Annotated in this window: 12 protein-coding genes; 11 read left to right on the forward strand and 1 reads right to left on the reverse strand. The window is 53.5% G+C overall.

The annotated features are described in order from the left end of the window. Positions 1 to 4 precede the first annotated feature (4 nt). The 4 genes from U5L07_06925 (at position 5) to U5L07_06940 (ending at position 4,384) form a co-directional block, all read left to right on the forward strand. The gene (locus U5L07_06925; GenBank protein ID MDZ7831467.1) at positions 5 to 853 is read left to right on the forward strand and encodes an SCP2 sterol-binding domain-containing protein; all 849 of its coding nucleotides are present in this window, start codon (positions 5 to 7) and stop codon (positions 851 to 853) included. Between the two features lie 12 nt (positions 854 to 865). Next, positions 866 to 1,330: a Zn-ribbon domain-containing OB-fold protein gene (locus tag U5L07_06930; protein MDZ7831468.1), complete on the forward strand. Its 465-nt coding sequence runs from the start codon at positions 866 to 868 to the stop codon at positions 1,328 to 1,330. 313 nt (positions 1,331 to 1,643) lie between these two features. Next, positions 1,644 to 2,447: an enoyl-CoA hydratase-related protein gene (locus U5L07_06935; protein ID MDZ7831469.1), complete on the forward strand. Its 804-nt coding sequence runs from the start codon at positions 1,644 to 1,646 to the stop codon at positions 2,445 to 2,447. A gap of 11 nt (positions 2,448 to 2,458) precedes the next feature. Then, positions 2,459 to 4,384 (forward strand): aldehyde ferredoxin oxidoreductase family protein, encoded by a 1,926-nt coding sequence (locus U5L07_06940; protein ID MDZ7831470.1) that lies wholly within the window; start codon positions 2,459 to 2,461, stop codon positions 4,382 to 4,384. Between the two features lie 294 nt (positions 4,385 to 4,678). Here the strand turns inward: U5L07_06940 and U5L07_06945 are convergent, their stop codons facing one another. Next, the gene (locus tag U5L07_06945) at positions 4,679 to 7,330 is read right to left on the reverse strand and encodes an FG-GAP-like repeat-containing protein (GenBank protein MDZ7831471.1); all 2,652 of its coding nucleotides are present in this window, start codon (positions 7,328 to 7,330) and stop codon (positions 4,679 to 4,681) included. A 721-nt stretch (positions 7,331 to 8,051) separates the two neighbouring features. Here U5L07_06945 and U5L07_06950 point away from each other — a divergent pair. The 7 genes from U5L07_06950 to U5L07_06980 all read left to right on the forward strand — a co-directional run bounded on the left by U5L07_06950 (position 8,052) and on the right by U5L07_06980 (position 14,864). Continuing rightward, entirely contained in the window at positions 8,052 to 8,402 is a 351-nt protein-coding gene (locus U5L07_06950) for an antibiotic biosynthesis monooxygenase family protein (protein MDZ7831472.1), read from the forward strand. A gap of 11 nt (positions 8,403 to 8,413) precedes the next feature. Continuing rightward, positions 8,414 to 9,457 (forward strand): FtsH protease activity modulator HflK, encoded by a 1,044-nt coding sequence (hflK, locus tag U5L07_06955; GenBank protein ID MDZ7831473.1) that lies wholly within the window; start codon positions 8,414 to 8,416, stop codon positions 9,455 to 9,457. Continuing rightward, positions 9,454 to 10,434, forward strand: coding sequence for a protease modulator HflC (gene hflC / locus U5L07_06960; GenBank protein MDZ7831474.1), 981 nt, complete (start codon positions 9,454 to 9,456; stop codon positions 10,432 to 10,434). Before hflK ends, hflC begins: the two co-directional genes overlap by 4 nt. Before the next feature lie 134 nt (positions 10,435 to 10,568). Further along, positions 10,569 to 12,521 carry an ATP-dependent zinc metalloprotease FtsH gene (ftsH, locus tag U5L07_06965; protein MDZ7831475.1) on the forward strand — a complete coding sequence of 651 codons (1,953 nt, stop codon included), beginning with the start codon at positions 10,569 to 10,571 and terminating at the stop codon, positions 12,519 to 12,521. Then, entirely contained in the window at positions 12,511 to 13,800 is a 1,290-nt protein-coding gene (locus tag U5L07_06970) for a CHC2 zinc finger domain-containing protein (protein ID MDZ7831476.1), read from the forward strand. Before ftsH ends, U5L07_06970 begins: the two co-directional genes overlap by 11 nt. 202 nt (positions 13,801 to 14,002) lie before the next feature. Further along, entirely contained in the window at positions 14,003 to 14,608 is a 606-nt protein-coding gene (locus U5L07_06975) for an aldehyde ferredoxin oxidoreductase C-terminal domain-containing protein (GenBank protein MDZ7831477.1), read from the forward strand. 67 nt (positions 14,609 to 14,675) lie between these two features. Further along, complete coding sequence (locus U5L07_06980; protein MDZ7831478.1) at positions 14,676 to 14,864, forward strand: Thivi_2564 family membrane protein; 189 nt, start codon at positions 14,676 to 14,678, stop codon at positions 14,862 to 14,864. Positions 14,865 to 14,870 lie beyond the last annotated feature (6 nt).

The raw sequence follows: 14,870 nt of genomic DNA on the forward strand, positions 1-14,870 counted from the left end.
AGTTATGAGCGAATACCACGGCGTCAACATTGAAGATATATTCGATTCCATGCCGGAGCGGTTCCGCCCGGAAGGGGCGAAAGGGGTGAACCACACCTTCGGCTATGAGATCTCCGGGGAAGGCAAATGGAAACTCACCGTCGCAAACGGGGCTATGGAGCTTGAAAAAACCGATGACCTGTCCGGCTGCGATGTTATCATGGAAACCGACGGGGAGACCTTTGTGGGCTTAAATATCGGCAAAGTCGACGGCATGTCGGCATTAACCGCCGGAAAACTGAAAGTCCGCGGCGATGTCAACACCTTCGGGATCACCAGCCAGATTTTTCAGAAATTCGTGCCCCCAGGGGCGGAGACCCCCCAGGAGCAGGAGCTGATTGCGCTGAAGCGAACCATTTCCGTGAACCAGCGATTTGCCACCGGCCCGGTAATGGGGAAATTCCTGCAGGGGCTTAAAAACAAAACCATCCTGGCCATTAAATGCCCCGTCTGCGGCCGGCTGCAGTCCCCGCCACGGGAGGTCTGCGCCATATGCCGCGTCAGGAACGACGAATGGGCGGAAATCGGGCCCAGGGGCGAGATGCGGATGATGGAATACTGCTACTATGCCAGCCCCGACCCCTTAACCGGGGAAACCCGGGAGACCCCATACGGCGCCATCGGCATTCTGCTGGACGGCTGCAAGGGCGAGGAGGTATTCTGGCACCAGCTTAAGCCGGATCAGCTGGACCAGGTCCAGATGGGGATCGTCATGGGCGACAAAGTCCGGAACGGCTCCCGGCTGCGGCCGGTCTGGGCGGAGAACCGGACGGGAAGCGTGTTTGATATCAAGTACTTTGAAATAGACGAGTAAAGGAGCCATACAATGCAGAAAACCGTTGATAGCGCAGACGCCTATGTGATTGAGGGCAAGCTCGCGCTGCCTTACACCTATTTTGCCGGCCGCGTGGGCAGTACCTTTATTACCACCCTGCGGGATGAAAAACAGATACTCGGCGTTCGGTGCGATACCTGCAGCAAGGTTTTTGTGCCGCCCCGGCAGACCTGTGAGCGCTGCATGGCCGACATCCGGGAAAACTGGGTGCCGCTTGAAAACACGGGCGAGGTGATGAATTTTACTGTGGTCAGATACAGCGACAAGCATCTGCCGCGGAAGGTGCCGTATATTCTGGCCCTGATCAAGCTCGACGGGGCGGACACCCCCATGGTGCATATCCTGGATGAAGTGGACAGCGATGCGGTCAAGGCCGGCTTGCGGGTGGAAGCCGTATTCAGCGAAAACCCCACCAGCACCATCCTGGATATCGATCACTTCAAACCGGTTAGTTAGAAGTATTCCCCCGGGCCGTTTGCCCGGGACCGAGCCTATAATAACTTTAAAGGCACTGAGGCACGGTAAATTTGTTCTATCTATTTTTCAGGCGGGCACGGTGGCCCGCCCTACGAATGGGGAAAAACCCGATTCATCGTAGGGTCGGCCACCGTGCCGACCTTGTTAAAAATTCAATCTCTGTTGATTCGTACTCGTACTCGTGCTCGTACTCATAATCGGCTTTTGATTTTTTCGAGTACGAGTACGAGTACGAGAACCGTCCCGCTCGCGCGGGACTGAGTACGATTAAGTTACTTAGAAGGAATAGCATATGGGTCTGATTTATGAAAAAAAGAACGGGATTGCCTATCTAACCCTGAACCGGCCGGAAGCCCACAATGCCATTGACCCGGAGACGGTGATCGAACTCGTGGATGCCTGGACCGACTACCGGGACGACGATGACATGCGGTGCGCCATCATCACCGGCGCCGGGGACAAGATTTTCTCCTCGGGCGCGGATCTGGGCCGGCTCATTCCCCTGTTTACCGGCGCCCGGCAGCCGGAGACGGAGGCGGACCAAAAGGTGCAGCAGCAGCCGGATCTGCCCCAAAAAGCCATGCTGCGCGATTTTGAGCTTTATAAACCCGTGATCGCGGCAATTAACGGCAAAGCCATTGCCGGGGGCATGGAAATCCTCTATTCCGCAGATATCCGGATTGCGGCCGAGGGCACGCAGTTCGGCCTGCAGGAGGTCAAATGGGGAGTGTTTCCGCTGATGGGCTCGACCGTTAAGCTCCCCCGGCAGATGCCCTATGCCCGGGCCATGGAAATCCTTTTGACCGGCGAATTGATGGATGCGGAAGAAGCCTACCAATTCGGATTTATTAACCGCATCGTCGCCCCGGACCAGCTTATGGCCGAGGCGGAACGGTTTGCCAAAATCATTGCGGCAAACGGCCCGCTGGCGGTTAAATCCGTTAAGCAGTCCGTTTTGACCGGCATCGGCAAACCCCTTGCCGAGGGCCTGGCCAAGGAGATGGATTTCGGCATTCCGGTCTTTTTAAGTGAAGACGCCAGGGAAGGGCCCCGGGCGTTTAAAGAAAAACGAAAGCCAAATTATAAGGGCAAATAGGAGTACCGGTTATGGCCACGCAATACAAAGGATATGCCGGCAAAGTTCTGGATGTCAACTTAACGGACGGCACCATCGGCGAGTATCCATTGACCGATGCGGACCGGGAAAAATTTCTGGGCGGCCGGTTCCTTAGCACCAAGATTCTTTGGGATCAATTGTCGCCCGGAATCGACCCGCTCTCCGCGGACAACCTGTTTGTGGTCATGACCTCGCCCATGACCGGCACCGGCGCGCCCTCTTCGAGCCGCTACGATATCTCCGCCAAAAGCCCGCAGACAGGCGCTATCGGCCACTCAAACAGCGGCGGGCATTTCGGCATGCACTTAAAACGCGCCGGCTGGGACGGTATTGTGGTGCGCGGCAGATCGGATGCGCCAGTCTACATAGATATCAACGAAGATGACGTGCAGATAAAATCCGCAGACCATTTATGGGGCAAAAACACGGAAGAAACGCAGGAACAGCTCGGCAAGGGCGGTAAAATGGTGATCGGCCCGGCCGGCGAGAATCTCGTCAAATACGCGGTGGTGGTCTCCCAGGAGCGGGTTCACGGCCGAACCGGCATGGGCGCGGTGATGGGGGCCAAAAATCTCAAGGCCATCGTGGCTAACGGCAAAAAGAAAATCGAGCTGGCCCAGCCCGAGAAATTCCGGGCGGGGGTTAAAAAATGGGTTAAAATGCTCCAGAAGCACCCGGCCACCGGCGATTTATCCCCCAAATACGGCACCGCCCAGTTCGTCAATATCCTGTCCGCAAAAAACGCCCTGCCCACCCGCAACTTCTCCCGGGGCAGCTTTGACGGTGCCTATAACATCAGCGGCGAAAAAATGGCGAGCGATTACCTCACCAAAAACTACGGCTGCCCCTCCTGCCCCATCCGCTGCGGCCGCCGGGTGGAACTCGACGGAAAGGATATCAAGGGACCGGAATATGAAACCCTCTGCCTCATGGGCTCAAACCTTGAAATCGATGACATGCCGGCGATCATCCGCTGGAACTATGAGATGGATCTTTTGGGCATTGACACCATCACCGCCGGCAATACCATCGGATTTGCCGCGGAGTTAAATGAAAAAGGATTCTGGCAAAACGGCATTGAATTCGGCAAAAAGGATAATATTTCCGAGATTATTCGAAACATCGCCTATCGCCAGGACATCGGCGACGACCTGGCCGAAGGGGTGCGCTTTCTGTCGAAAAAATACGGGGGCGAGGATTTCGCCGCCCATGTGAAGGGCCTTGAAATCGCCGGCTACTCACCCAGAGCCGCCGTTGGGCATGCCCTGGGCTATGCCACATCCAACCGGGGGGCCTGCCACCTGGATGGGGGTTACATGGCGTATTTCGAGGTCAACGGGCCCATGACCTTAGATCCCCACCACTACCGGTCCAAACCCTCGTGGACCATTCTGGATCAGAATCTTCTGGCCGCCATCAGCGCGGGCGGAAACTGCCTGTTTACGGCCTGGACCTTTGTGCCGGCATTTGCATTCAAGCTGCCCGGGCATAAAATCGCCGCCTGGACGGTCTCCAAGGTCCTCACCTATACCTGGTTTCTGATCTCCATGCTGTTGATGCTGCCGCCGGCAGTCATGAAAATCAATCTGCCGGTGCTGCCGCACTCCAAACTCATCAGGCTGGCCACCGGCATGAAAATGGATTTCGGCCGGTTTCTAAAGGCCGGGGCCCGGGGGTATAACCTGGAGCGGCTGTTTAATATCCGCGAGGGGATCGCCGGCGCCCAGGACACTTTGCCCCAACGGTTTACGGATGAACCGCTGATCAAAGGACAACCCAAAACCAAAGTGCCGCTTTCAAAGATGCTGCCTGCCTACTACCGACTGCGCGGCTGGGATGCCAACGGCATTCCCACGGCAAAGACGCTTAAAAAGCTGGACCTTAACTTTATCGACCGGAACCGGCTGAAAGCATAGGTACTGAAGTTTTCGGATTCGGGTTTCAGGGGCCTGCTACTTATAAGTAACTTAACGGGGTTTAGGTTTTGGGTATTAGGTACTAAATTAAGGAACCAAATAATATATGCTGTTATTTTAAATATTTCCGCCACTGTCATTCCGAGGAACGTCAGTGACGAGGAATCTTGCTCGTAAAAGATTTCTCGCTCTCGCTCGAAATGACAGCATGGACGGATTTTGAAAAGCTTTTTGAGTCACTTTCTAAAAAAAAATTCAACCCTGGCTAAACAAACCGCTGAAAACGTCAGGGCGTTAATTTTCCAGCACGACCACCTGATCCGGATGCGCAATCCGGGCCCCCAATCGATCGCCGCATAGCGTTCTTGCTTCAACCCGGACGGGCCCGCTGTATTCGCCCAGGCCGAATATTACGGCGGTGTCATCCTGGCTGCCGGTCCCCCGGCCGCAAATCACTTCCCGCACCTGTTGTTTTCCGTCATAGAACACCCGGATGCGGCTGCCGATCCCGTATCGGTTGCATTGGCTGTCATTAATTGCCACCTTCACCCAGTGATTGTCATTGCCGTTGTTTTTAAGCAGGGTGACCCCGTCGCTGCTCGCGACCAGTAAGTCAATAAACCCGTCATTATTAAAATCCGCAAAAGCGGCGCCCCAGGTATTTTTCAAACGGGTGCCGGAGAGCCAGGTGATATCCGTAAACCGGCCGGTGCCGTCGTTTAAGTACAAATGCGCATTTCGGCCGCTGTATATGGATGTGATATACAAATCCAGATCCCCGTCATTGTCCACATCGGCCAGTGCCGGATCCGAATGGGTCTCTTCAAAGGCGATGCCGGAACTGTCAAACCGGTTGACAAACTCAAATGACGGCGCGCCCGTGCTCATCAGCACCATGGTTTTATCCGAATACTGGATATAGCGGGGATGGGCCAGGTTAGTAATAATAAGATCAAGGTCCTTGTCATTGTCCAGATCCCCGCTTGCCGGCCCGATGGAGTGGCCGAACGCGCCGTCCGTCATATTGCCCCGGATATTAAAGGTTTCGGCCTTATCCGTAAAACCGCCGTTCTGATCGTTTAGCCACAAAAAATTGGGATCCAGCCGGTAATTGGCCACCACGATATCCTGATAGCCGTCTGCATTGACATCGCTCCAGGTCACGCCGCGGCCGCACATGGCTTCCCCGGAATAAACCCCGGCGGAAAAACTGACCTCCGCAAACGTGCCATCCCCCTTGTTGTCATAGAGCCGGTCATGTGTGCCAAGTCCCCGCATCACGCCCCTTCGCTCATAATTGGCGATATAGAGATCCAGAAACCCGTCGTTGTCCATATCCCCAAAGGCCGCGGCCTCCGTTCGGTTTTTGGGCAGCGGGCCGTCAAATGCCATATCCGTGACATCTTCAAATTTGCCTGCGCCCCTGTTTTCCAATAAATAGTTTTCAGCATGGCTGGTCACATAAATATCCAAATCCCCGTCATTGTCATAATCCGCCCATATGCCGCCCCTTGATCGTTTAACCTGATCCAATCCGGCCGCTTTTGATATATCGGTAAAAGTCCCGTCCCGGTTGTTTCTAAACAGCATTCTGCCGTTAAGCAGCAGATCAGCAAACCCGTCGCCGTTAAAATCGCCCCAGGCCGCCTGTTTTGCCTGGATATCCGCCAGACCGGCCGATTCTGTTACATCGGTAAAAGTAATGGTGTCAGTCTGTTCACTGAAGTAATGCGCCGGCTCGCCCGTATAATCCCGGTGGGCCGCCAGAAGATCGGACAGATGATCTTCCGTATCTTCCTGGCGGTCATCGATTTCAAGGGCCCGGCGGTAATCGGCAATGGCTTGATCATAACTTCCGCGCAATTCGGCAATACGGCCCAGGTAGTGATAGACCCCGCTCCAGTGCCTGTTTTCCCCGGCCACATACCGCAATTCGGCAGCTGCCTGATCCATTTGACCTGCATTGAAATACGCCCGCCCCAAAAGATAATGCATGTAATCCGTTTCTTTTTTCTGCTCCGCCTGCCAAAGGGCGTTATCAAAAAACGGGGGGATTTCTTCAGGCTGCGTATGGGCGATTTCAATGCTTTCACTTAGCAGTTCGACGGCTTTATCCGGCATCTTATCCTGCTCGATCAGCCACAGGGCAATACCCACATTGACCCGCTTGCCCCTGGCTGCGTCCGGCAGCGCGGACTGCACAAAAGCCATTGGTCCGGGATGCGCCTCAGCGGCTTCCCATTCGGTTTCGAGCAGGCTGTTGATGAGATATTCAACAAACCGCCGTTTGGGGAAGTGCTTAATATAGGCCCGCATCAATTGGGTTTGCCGGGGTTTGTCATCCCTTGCCTGAATAATCTGCTCAAAAAGGTTGGCGGCGATCTGCTCCCGCACCACTGCCGATTCAGATGCTGCAAGCGGGACAATCCTTAGGATCAGCTCCTGCTGGGCGGGTTCATCGTCCAACCATTCATAGCCCCGATACGCCGCCAAAAGCGCCTCTGGCGAATCCGCCGCGGTTTCAAGCAATTTTTGGATCTCACTTCGCACCTTCTGCCGGGTTTTTTCGGAAACCTCCCCTTCTTCCAGCCGGGCCGCCCACCCAAGCGCCATGGCATCATAATATTGCGGATCGACTTTCAGTGCCTTTTGGCAGGCTTTAGCCGATTCCTTAAACCGGTCCATGGCAAAAAGTGCCCGGCCCGACTCATACAGCCATTCCGGATGACCGGGCTTGACACCGCCGGCTTTTTCAAGAATTTTAAGGGCGTTTAAATGCTGCCGGTCATTGATTAAATGATGGGCCCGGTCAATCAAATGGTCATACCCCCCCACGCCGCCGGGTTTATCCGCAGGCCCGGGATTGAAAACCGAACAGGCCGTCAAAAAAACCATGCCTGAAAACAAAATACCGAATCGAATCCAAAACCAATGATGCAGCTGCATGTCTTTTCCTGATGGAAAATAATTTGGGTGTATCAATTTAACACAATAAAATCAGTTAGCTGGAATAAAACCCGCGCTACTGTCATTTCAAGCGGCAGCGAAAAATCTTAAAATTCCTCGTCACTATCGTTCCTCGACAATGACAGTGGCGAAAAAGTCCGGAATAACGACATATTTTATTTAGTTCCTTGGACGATTTCAGGATGGCAAAGAAAAAGTGCAATATCAATCCATATCATTTTAAACCGCTCAATTTAGATGGACTCGTAAAAAGTCGATTCCGGGACGGCAAAGAAAAAAGTTCAAGATCGCGGCGCGCAAATCCCGAGGAATGCAGTGTACTGACGCGTACGTGAAATTCCAAGGGATGCAGCGCAACAAAGATATTGGACTTTTTGCGAAGCCGTCAATTTGGGTCACATATGATCAGTGGTCATATATGATCGGCGGCGTTGAACCGACCCGGCCCGCCCCGTACACGCCTACTCAATCAGATAATCCCGTTAAATCAGCTTAATATGACTAAAATGCCGGCCCCAACAATTCCGGCACGAATTTTGATTAGTTAGTGACCGGATAGAAAAGAAAAACTTGGCAGGCATTGGCGGAGTGCGGACGCCATGCAGTCCATCGCTGACGTTTCTGCCAGAACTGACAAGCACACAGTGATTGAAATTTTATAATAACCCTTAAAATCGGCATTTGCCGGAAAGTGGCTGCCATGATCGTCGTCCGAATCACCATGCATGTGCTGCCCGAAAAACAGAAAGAGGTGGTGCAAACACTTTTATCACTGATGCCCCCCATGGAACATGAGGCGGGCTGTCTCAGCTATGTGCTACTCTTTGATATGAAAGACAAAAACAGGCTTTATGTGCTCGAGGAGTGGGAAAATCGGGAAAAACTGGATCACCATCTCAAGTCAGACCTTTTCGGTGTCTTGCTGGGAACAAAAAGCCTTTTGAAGCAAGCACACGGCATCCATATCTACACTGTCCAAAAAACCGAAGGGATAGATGCTGTTCTCGCTGCCCGTCAAAAAAGAGAGAACAGCGATCGATCCATAAATTAAGGAGAAGTCCGATGACTGAATGGAATCAACCCCCAGGGGGATCAGCGCCGTCTTTGGAAGAGGTGCTGGAGAAAATTCGACAGGAGTTTAAAAAATTCAAAGGCGGTACGCTACTGATCCTTGCCGCCGTTGTGGTGGTGGCTGTTTTCTGGACCGCCTGGTTTACCGTCCAGCCGGAAGAGACGGGGATCGTCCAGCGCTTCGGAAAAGTTCAGCGAACAGCCGGCCCGGGTCTGCATTTCAAACTGCCGTTCGGTGTTGAAAAGGTGCGCCTGCTGCCCACGGCCCGCGTACTCAAAGAAGAGTTCGGCTTTCGGACAGTGGCCTCCGTTCCCGGTGAAAAAACCCGCTACGATCCGAGCGGCAGTTACAAGGACGAATCGCTGATGCTCACCGGGGACTTAAACGTCATCGATGTGCAGTGGATCATTCAGTACCGCATCGAAGACCCGATCCGCTACCTGTTTCAGGTGCGCGACACACCGAAAACGATCCGCGATACCACCGAGGCGATCATGCGCCGGGCAGTGGGCAACCGCCTGGGCAGTGATGTACTGACAACCGGCCGGGTGGGGGTTGCCAGCGAAGCCAAAGATGAAATCCAGAAAGTCCTGACGTCCTATGAAGCCGGTGTGCGCCTGGTTACCGTGGAGCTTCAGGATGTAACCCCGCCGGATGCCGTAAAACCGGCCTTCAATGAAGTCAACGAGTCGCGCCAGGACAAAGAACAGACGATCAACAAGGCCCAGGAGCAGGCCAACCGGGAAATTCCCAAGGCCAGGGGGGTCGCTGTGCAGCAAATCAGCGAGGCCGAAGGCTACGCCATTGAACGCGTCAACCGGGCCAAAGGCGAAGCCAACCGTTTTGAGGCCATCTTAGGCCAATACGAGGGCGCACCGCAGGTCACGCGCCGGCGTCTGTACCTGGAGGCCATGACCGGTTTACTGGCTGAGATGAAGGCGCTCTATATTGTGGATCAGGATCAACAGGCAATGGTGCCCTGGGTCTCAATGGAGTCCGGTGCACAGCCATCAATAAAAGGGAGGCAACCATGAAATTCACCTTGAAAGCTGCAGCCATCGGCCTGTCGCTGGTGATCATTATCGTACTCTATAGTGCGCTTTACACGCTGGAAGAGGGCCAGCAAGCCATTGTCGTGCAGTTTGGCAAGCCCATCGGGGAAACGATCACCGAGGCGGGGCTGCACGTTAAACTGCCCTTTGTGCAGGAAGTCCGGCGATTCGAAAAACGTCTGCTCGTCTGGGATGGCGATCCGAACCAGATTCCCACCAAAGGCAGAGAGTTCATCTGGGTGGATACCACCGCCAGATGGCGGATTGCGGATGCGAAAAAATTTTTGGAAAACGTAGCCAGCGAAGAGGGCGCCCAGTCCCGCTTAAACGATATTCTTGATTCGGTAGTCCGCGACCAGGTATCAGGCAGCGAGCTCGTCGAACTCGTACGCAGCGCCTCATGGGAAGTCCCGGAAGACGAGGTGCTCAAGGAAGTCCCGAAGGAGCGGGAAGAAGAACTTAAAAGAAAAATTGCCAGCGGAAGAGAAGAGATCACCCGAACAATACTGGCGGAAGCGAGAAAGATCATTCCGCAGTACGGCATTGAATTGGTGGATTTGCGGATCAAGCGCCTTGATTACGTGGAAAGCGTGCGGAGAAAGGTCTATGAGCGCATGATCTCCGAGCGCAAACGCATCGCCGCGCAGTTCCGCTCCGAGGGAGAAGGCCGCAGCGCCGAGATCTTGGGGACCATGGAAAAAGAACTGCGTGATATCCGCTCCACAGCCTATCGCCGGGTGCAGGAGGTCCAGGGCAAAGCCGACGCCGACGCCACAAAAATATATGGTCAGGCTTACAATAAAAATCCGGAGTTCTATGCTTTTTTGCGCACCCTTGAAAGCTATAAAGAGAAAACCAATGAAAATGCCGTCATGATCCTCACCACGGACAGCGACTTTTATCGATTCGTCAAACAAGCGAGTCCCGACCGGATAGAGACATCATCGGCGCTGGATTAACAAGGGGGCCGGCCGTCAGCACAAGCGGCCGGCTTCTGAAACAGAAAGGAACCGCCATGTTAAAGAATTTAGAATGCAGGAATATCGAACAATTACCGGCAGAGGCCGATGCGTTCACACATAGGAAAATATAAATGCCGCCCAAGGATAAAGATCCGATCGGAAACCTGAAGGACAAACTGCGCGACTTTTTCGGCGCCAGCGATCCGAAAGATAAAACCGCCCTACCCGGCAGGACGCGTTTAAGCATCTGGTATCTGGTGCTGGCCATCTTCTTTACTTCTTATCTGTACCAGTCCATGTCTTCATCAAAAACAGAGACGATTGCCTACAGCCAGTTTAAACAGTACGTCGACCAGGGGATGGTAAGCGAACTGGTGATCGGACCGGATAATATCCAAGGCATGCTGGCGGGAACGCCGAAAAGAGAATTCACCACCGTCAGGGTAAATGATCCGGACCTGGTCGCCGACCTGGACAAACACAAACTCAGTTATTCCGGCCGGCTTGAAAATAAATTACTGGCCAGCCTGCTTTCCTGGGTTCTGCCGCTTGGCTTCTTTTTTTTGATCTGGTGGTTTGTCATGAAAAAGATGGGCTCCGGCATGGGGGTTATGTCTTTCTCCAAGAGCAAGGCCAAAATTTTTGCGGAAAGCGACACCAAGGTCTCTTTTGCCGATGTGGCAGGCATTGATGAGTCAAAGGAAGAACTTGAGGAGGTGGTTGAATTTCTCAAGACACCTGAAAAATTTCAGAAACTGGGAGGCAGGATTCCCAAGGGGGTACTGCTGGTCGGCCCGCCCGGAACCGGTAAAACCTTACTGGCCAGAGCCGTTGCCGGGGAAGCCCAGGTGCCTTTTTTTTCCATCAGCGGGTCCGAATTCGTGGAGATGTTTGTGGGCGTTGGCGCAGCACGGGTCCGGGATCTGTTCTCCCAGGCAGCAGCGCAGGCGCCATGCATCATCTTCATTGATGAACTCGATGCCCTGGGCAAAGCCCGGGGAATGAATGTGATGGGCGGCCATGACGAGCGCGAACAAACCTTAAACCAGCTTTTGGTGGAGATGGATGGCTTTGAAACCAATAAAGGGGTCATCATCATGGCCGCCACCAACCGGCCGGAAATACTGGATCCCGCCTTGCTGCGCCCCGGGCGCCTGGACCGGCAGGTCCTGGTGGATCGCCCGGATATCAACGGCCGTGAAGCCATTTTAAAAATTCACGCCAGGGACGTGGCATTGAGTCCAGAAGTCGATCTGCGCAAGATCGCCGGCCGCACTCCGGGGTTTGTGGGCGCGGACCTGGCCAACATCATTAATGAAGCCGCTCTGCTTGCAGCCAGAAACGACAAGGAAACGGTCGAGCCTGCGGATTTCGATGAAGCCATTGATCGGGTGTTTGGCGGTCTTCAGAAAAAAAACCGGGTGATGAATGCCCGGGAGAAAGAAATTGTGGCCTTCCACGAGTCCGGCCATGCCATTGTGGCAGAATCGGTAGAGCACGCCGATCCCGTGCATAAAATCTCGGTCATTCCCCGAGGCATTGCAGCGCTCGGCTACACCCAGCAGCAGCCGGCGGAGGATCGCTACTTATTGACGCGCTCGGAACTGCTCGATCGCCTGGCCGTGTTATTGGGCGGTCGGGTGGCCGAGGAACTGGTTTTTAATGAAATCTCCACCGGGGCGCAAAACGACCTGCAGCGGGCCTCTGATATGGCCCGGGCCATGGTCACGGAATACGGCATGAGCGATACCCTGGGCCTGGTAAGCTATGAGCGGCCGCGCCAGGCCATGTTTCCCCAGGAAAACTTTTTTTCCGGCAAGAATTACAGCGAAACCAAAGCCGCCCAAATCGATGACGAAATAGCCCGGTTTGTTGATGAAGCCCATCAGCGGGTGCGCAAAATTCTCTCGGAACGGCGATCGGTGCTTGATGACCTGGCCCTTCTGCTCTCAAAACAGGAAAGCGTGCAGGGCGATGAGCTAAGGCAGATGCTTTCCGCGGCTAAACCCGGAAGAGCGTTTCCATCGCCTGTTACACCATACGGGAACACCGCCGGAAAAGAAGAAAACCAAAATGGCATTTAATGGTATCAACGTGATGAAAACCCATCTGGACATAAAATCAGCAGCATATATCGAGGCTATTGTCGATTATGCGGAAAAACTGCTGGGCATTGTTTTCAAGCCCGTGAAAAAAAACCGGTATAACGCCCTGTGTCCATTCCACGCTGACACTGAAGACAAATTGATGGTGTACGTGGACAAAAAGGATGAGGTCCGGTTCCATTGCTTCGGTGCCTGCAGGGGCGATTGGGACATTTACGATATGATCATGCTGCGAACGAAACAAGGGTTTACAACGGCGCAGCAGATGTGGGCCAAGCATCTGGCTATCAAGGAATTTAAGCCCTATGCCGGTGCCGGCCCATCTGTTCCCGAACCCGGAGAAACACCGGAGCCTGATGATCCGGTTGTTTTTACCGAACCCGGGCAGCCTGATGAAAAAACTGTTGCCGCCATGAATCATGCGGCCGGCTTTTATAATGCGCTTTTGATGTCCAATGAAAAGCAGTTCCGGCACATCCTGGATTATCTGGCGCGCCAGGGTGTTGACAAATCCGTTGTGGACAAATTCAACATCGGCTATGCACCGCCCTACAGCGACATCCGCCATCAAGGCCGGGCGCTGACAGACAACTTCCTGCCGCACTTTGAAAATGATTTTAAAACCTTCAATGCATTCCTGGATAGCGGTTTGATCCGATTTTTAAACGACAACACCGCAAAAGCATACGGATTCTATTGCCGGCAGATCGATTTCAGACGGAAAGCGCCGTTTTCCAAAAATTACGGGGATTCATTGGCCGGGCGAATCGTGTTGCCCATTTACGACGCTGATGCAAATCCGGTTGGATTAGCCGGCAGACTTCCGGATGACAGGGGTGTTCGCTGGCTCAAGCACCAAAACAATGAAATTGCGATTTCCTCCGGAAGCTGGCTTTACGGCATTGAAAAGGCAGAGCCGTTTATCCGGCAATACCGGACAATTATACTGGTGGAGGGCATTTTTGATTATTTCGCCTTCTACAACCTGCTCCAGGACCAGGACAAGCTGGTGGTGGTTTCGACCCTGGGTTCCTATCTCACCCCCGAGGCCGCAGCCATTCTTACAGGTCTTGGAATCGAGCACTTCATTGTCGCCCACGACTGGGATGCCAATGGCAGAACCGGCATCGAACGGGTTGCAGCCAAGTCCGGCGGATGGGTCTATTATCTTGGCGGCCCGGCTGCAGGCCAGAGCCCTTACGATATGTTGAAGCCAGTGGTCAACGGCATCAGCGGCTTTACCCTGAAACATTCTTAGGGCCGGGGGATATAATTCTGCTGGATAATGAACCGGCCATGGATATGCATACCAACTCGTTTAAAATCATCAGCGCCTGATTATCAGTTGCAAACACCGGGGAAAAGTTTGAAATGTCTGATAACAAACATAAACTCAAAGTGCTTATGATAGATGCCGCCACCGGCTTTTACCGCACCTCAAGCAGTTCAACGAGGAGACCATCCAAACCAAGCAGCAGCACAATTGCGGTGAACCGTGCGCTGCGGTCTGCAAAAAAATGCACGGCCGCTTTAAAAAAGATTATGAACCGTATCAGACCATGGGACCCTTGTGCGGTATCTTTGATCAGCGGGCTGATGAACAGCTCAACCACCATGCCGACCGCCTGGGCTTTGATGCTATCTCCGCAGGCGGAACCCTTGCCTGGCTCATGGACTGCATAGATGATGATTTGATAACGCCCGGGGACCTGGGGGTGGACAAAGTGCCCAGATGGGAAATGACGAATTTTGACGTTGTGAAAGATTCCATGCACAATGCCGAGCTTGGCATGGCATTGCTGGACCAGATGATTCAGCCAGGCGGAAGTATAGCCCTGCAGTTTGGCGCCAGGAAATTGGCACGCCGTCTTGCACGGGAAAAAGGCAGGCAGGTGCTTGACCGGTTTGTTTACAACGCCTTTGCCCGTTCCATAAACATGACCGCCAGTCGCATCACCAGCCGTAATGCATCTGTGTTCTGGGAATCGGAACGTAACACGGACATGGTGTCCAAATTCCTTAAAAACACAAAACAAATCGACGGGGTCAGTCATCCTGAGCCTTGACCGCAGCACCCTTCGCGCCCGAATGCGCAAGCTCAATATCCGCAAACCCTAATAAGGAGGAAAAGCAATGCCGTTAATTCATTTAGTGATTACGTTGGTCGTCGTTGGGTTGATATTGTGGCTGATTAACAGCTTCATACCGATGCAGGCCAATATAAAGAAAATTTTAAATGTCGTGGTGGTTATTGTCGTTGTTATCTGGCTGTTGAGTGTCTTCGGCCTCATCGGCCCTATTTCAGAATTTCGTATCGGCTGATGAAGC

The organism is Desulfobacterales bacterium (assembly GCA_034520365.1).
In the GTDB taxonomy this organism is placed as follows: Bacteria; Desulfobacterota; Desulfobacteria; order Desulfobacterales; family Desulfosalsimonadaceae; genus M55B175.

Excerpts from the sequence above, each read along its gene's own strand:
- U5L07_06925 (MDZ7831467.1), top strand. The coding sequence starts at position 5 with ATGAGCGAATACCACGGCGTCAACATTGAAGATATATTCGATTCCATG.
- U5L07_06930 (MDZ7831468.1), top strand. The coding sequence starts at position 866 with ATGCAGAAAACCGTTGATAGCGCAGACGCCTATGTGATTGAGGGCAAG.
- U5L07_06935 (MDZ7831469.1), top strand. The coding sequence starts at position 1,644 with ATGGGTCTGATTTATGAAAAAAAGAACGGGATTGCCTATCTAACCCTG.
- U5L07_06940 (MDZ7831470.1), top strand. The coding sequence starts at position 2,459 with ATGGCCACGCAATACAAAGGATATGCCGGCAAAGTTCTGGATGTCAAC.
- U5L07_06945 (MDZ7831471.1), bottom strand. The coding sequence starts at position 7,330 with ATGCAGCTGCATCATTGGTTTTGGATTCGATTCGGTATTTTGTTTTCA.
- U5L07_06950 (MDZ7831472.1), top strand. The coding sequence starts at position 8,052 with ATGATCGTCGTCCGAATCACCATGCATGTGCTGCCCGAAAAACAGAAA.
- hflK (MDZ7831473.1), top strand. The coding sequence starts at position 8,414 with ATGACTGAATGGAATCAACCCCCAGGGGGATCAGCGCCGTCTTTGGAA.
- hflC (MDZ7831474.1), top strand. The coding sequence starts at position 9,454 with ATGAAATTCACCTTGAAAGCTGCAGCCATCGGCCTGTCGCTGGTGATC.
- ftsH (MDZ7831475.1), top strand. The coding sequence starts at position 10,569 with ATGCCGCCCAAGGATAAAGATCCGATCGGAAACCTGAAGGACAAACTG.
- U5L07_06970 (MDZ7831476.1), top strand. The coding sequence starts at position 12,511 with ATGGCATTTAATGGTATCAACGTGATGAAAACCCATCTGGACATAAAA.
- U5L07_06980 (MDZ7831478.1), top strand. The coding sequence starts at position 14,676 with ATGCCGTTAATTCATTTAGTGATTACGTTGGTCGTCGTTGGGTTGATA.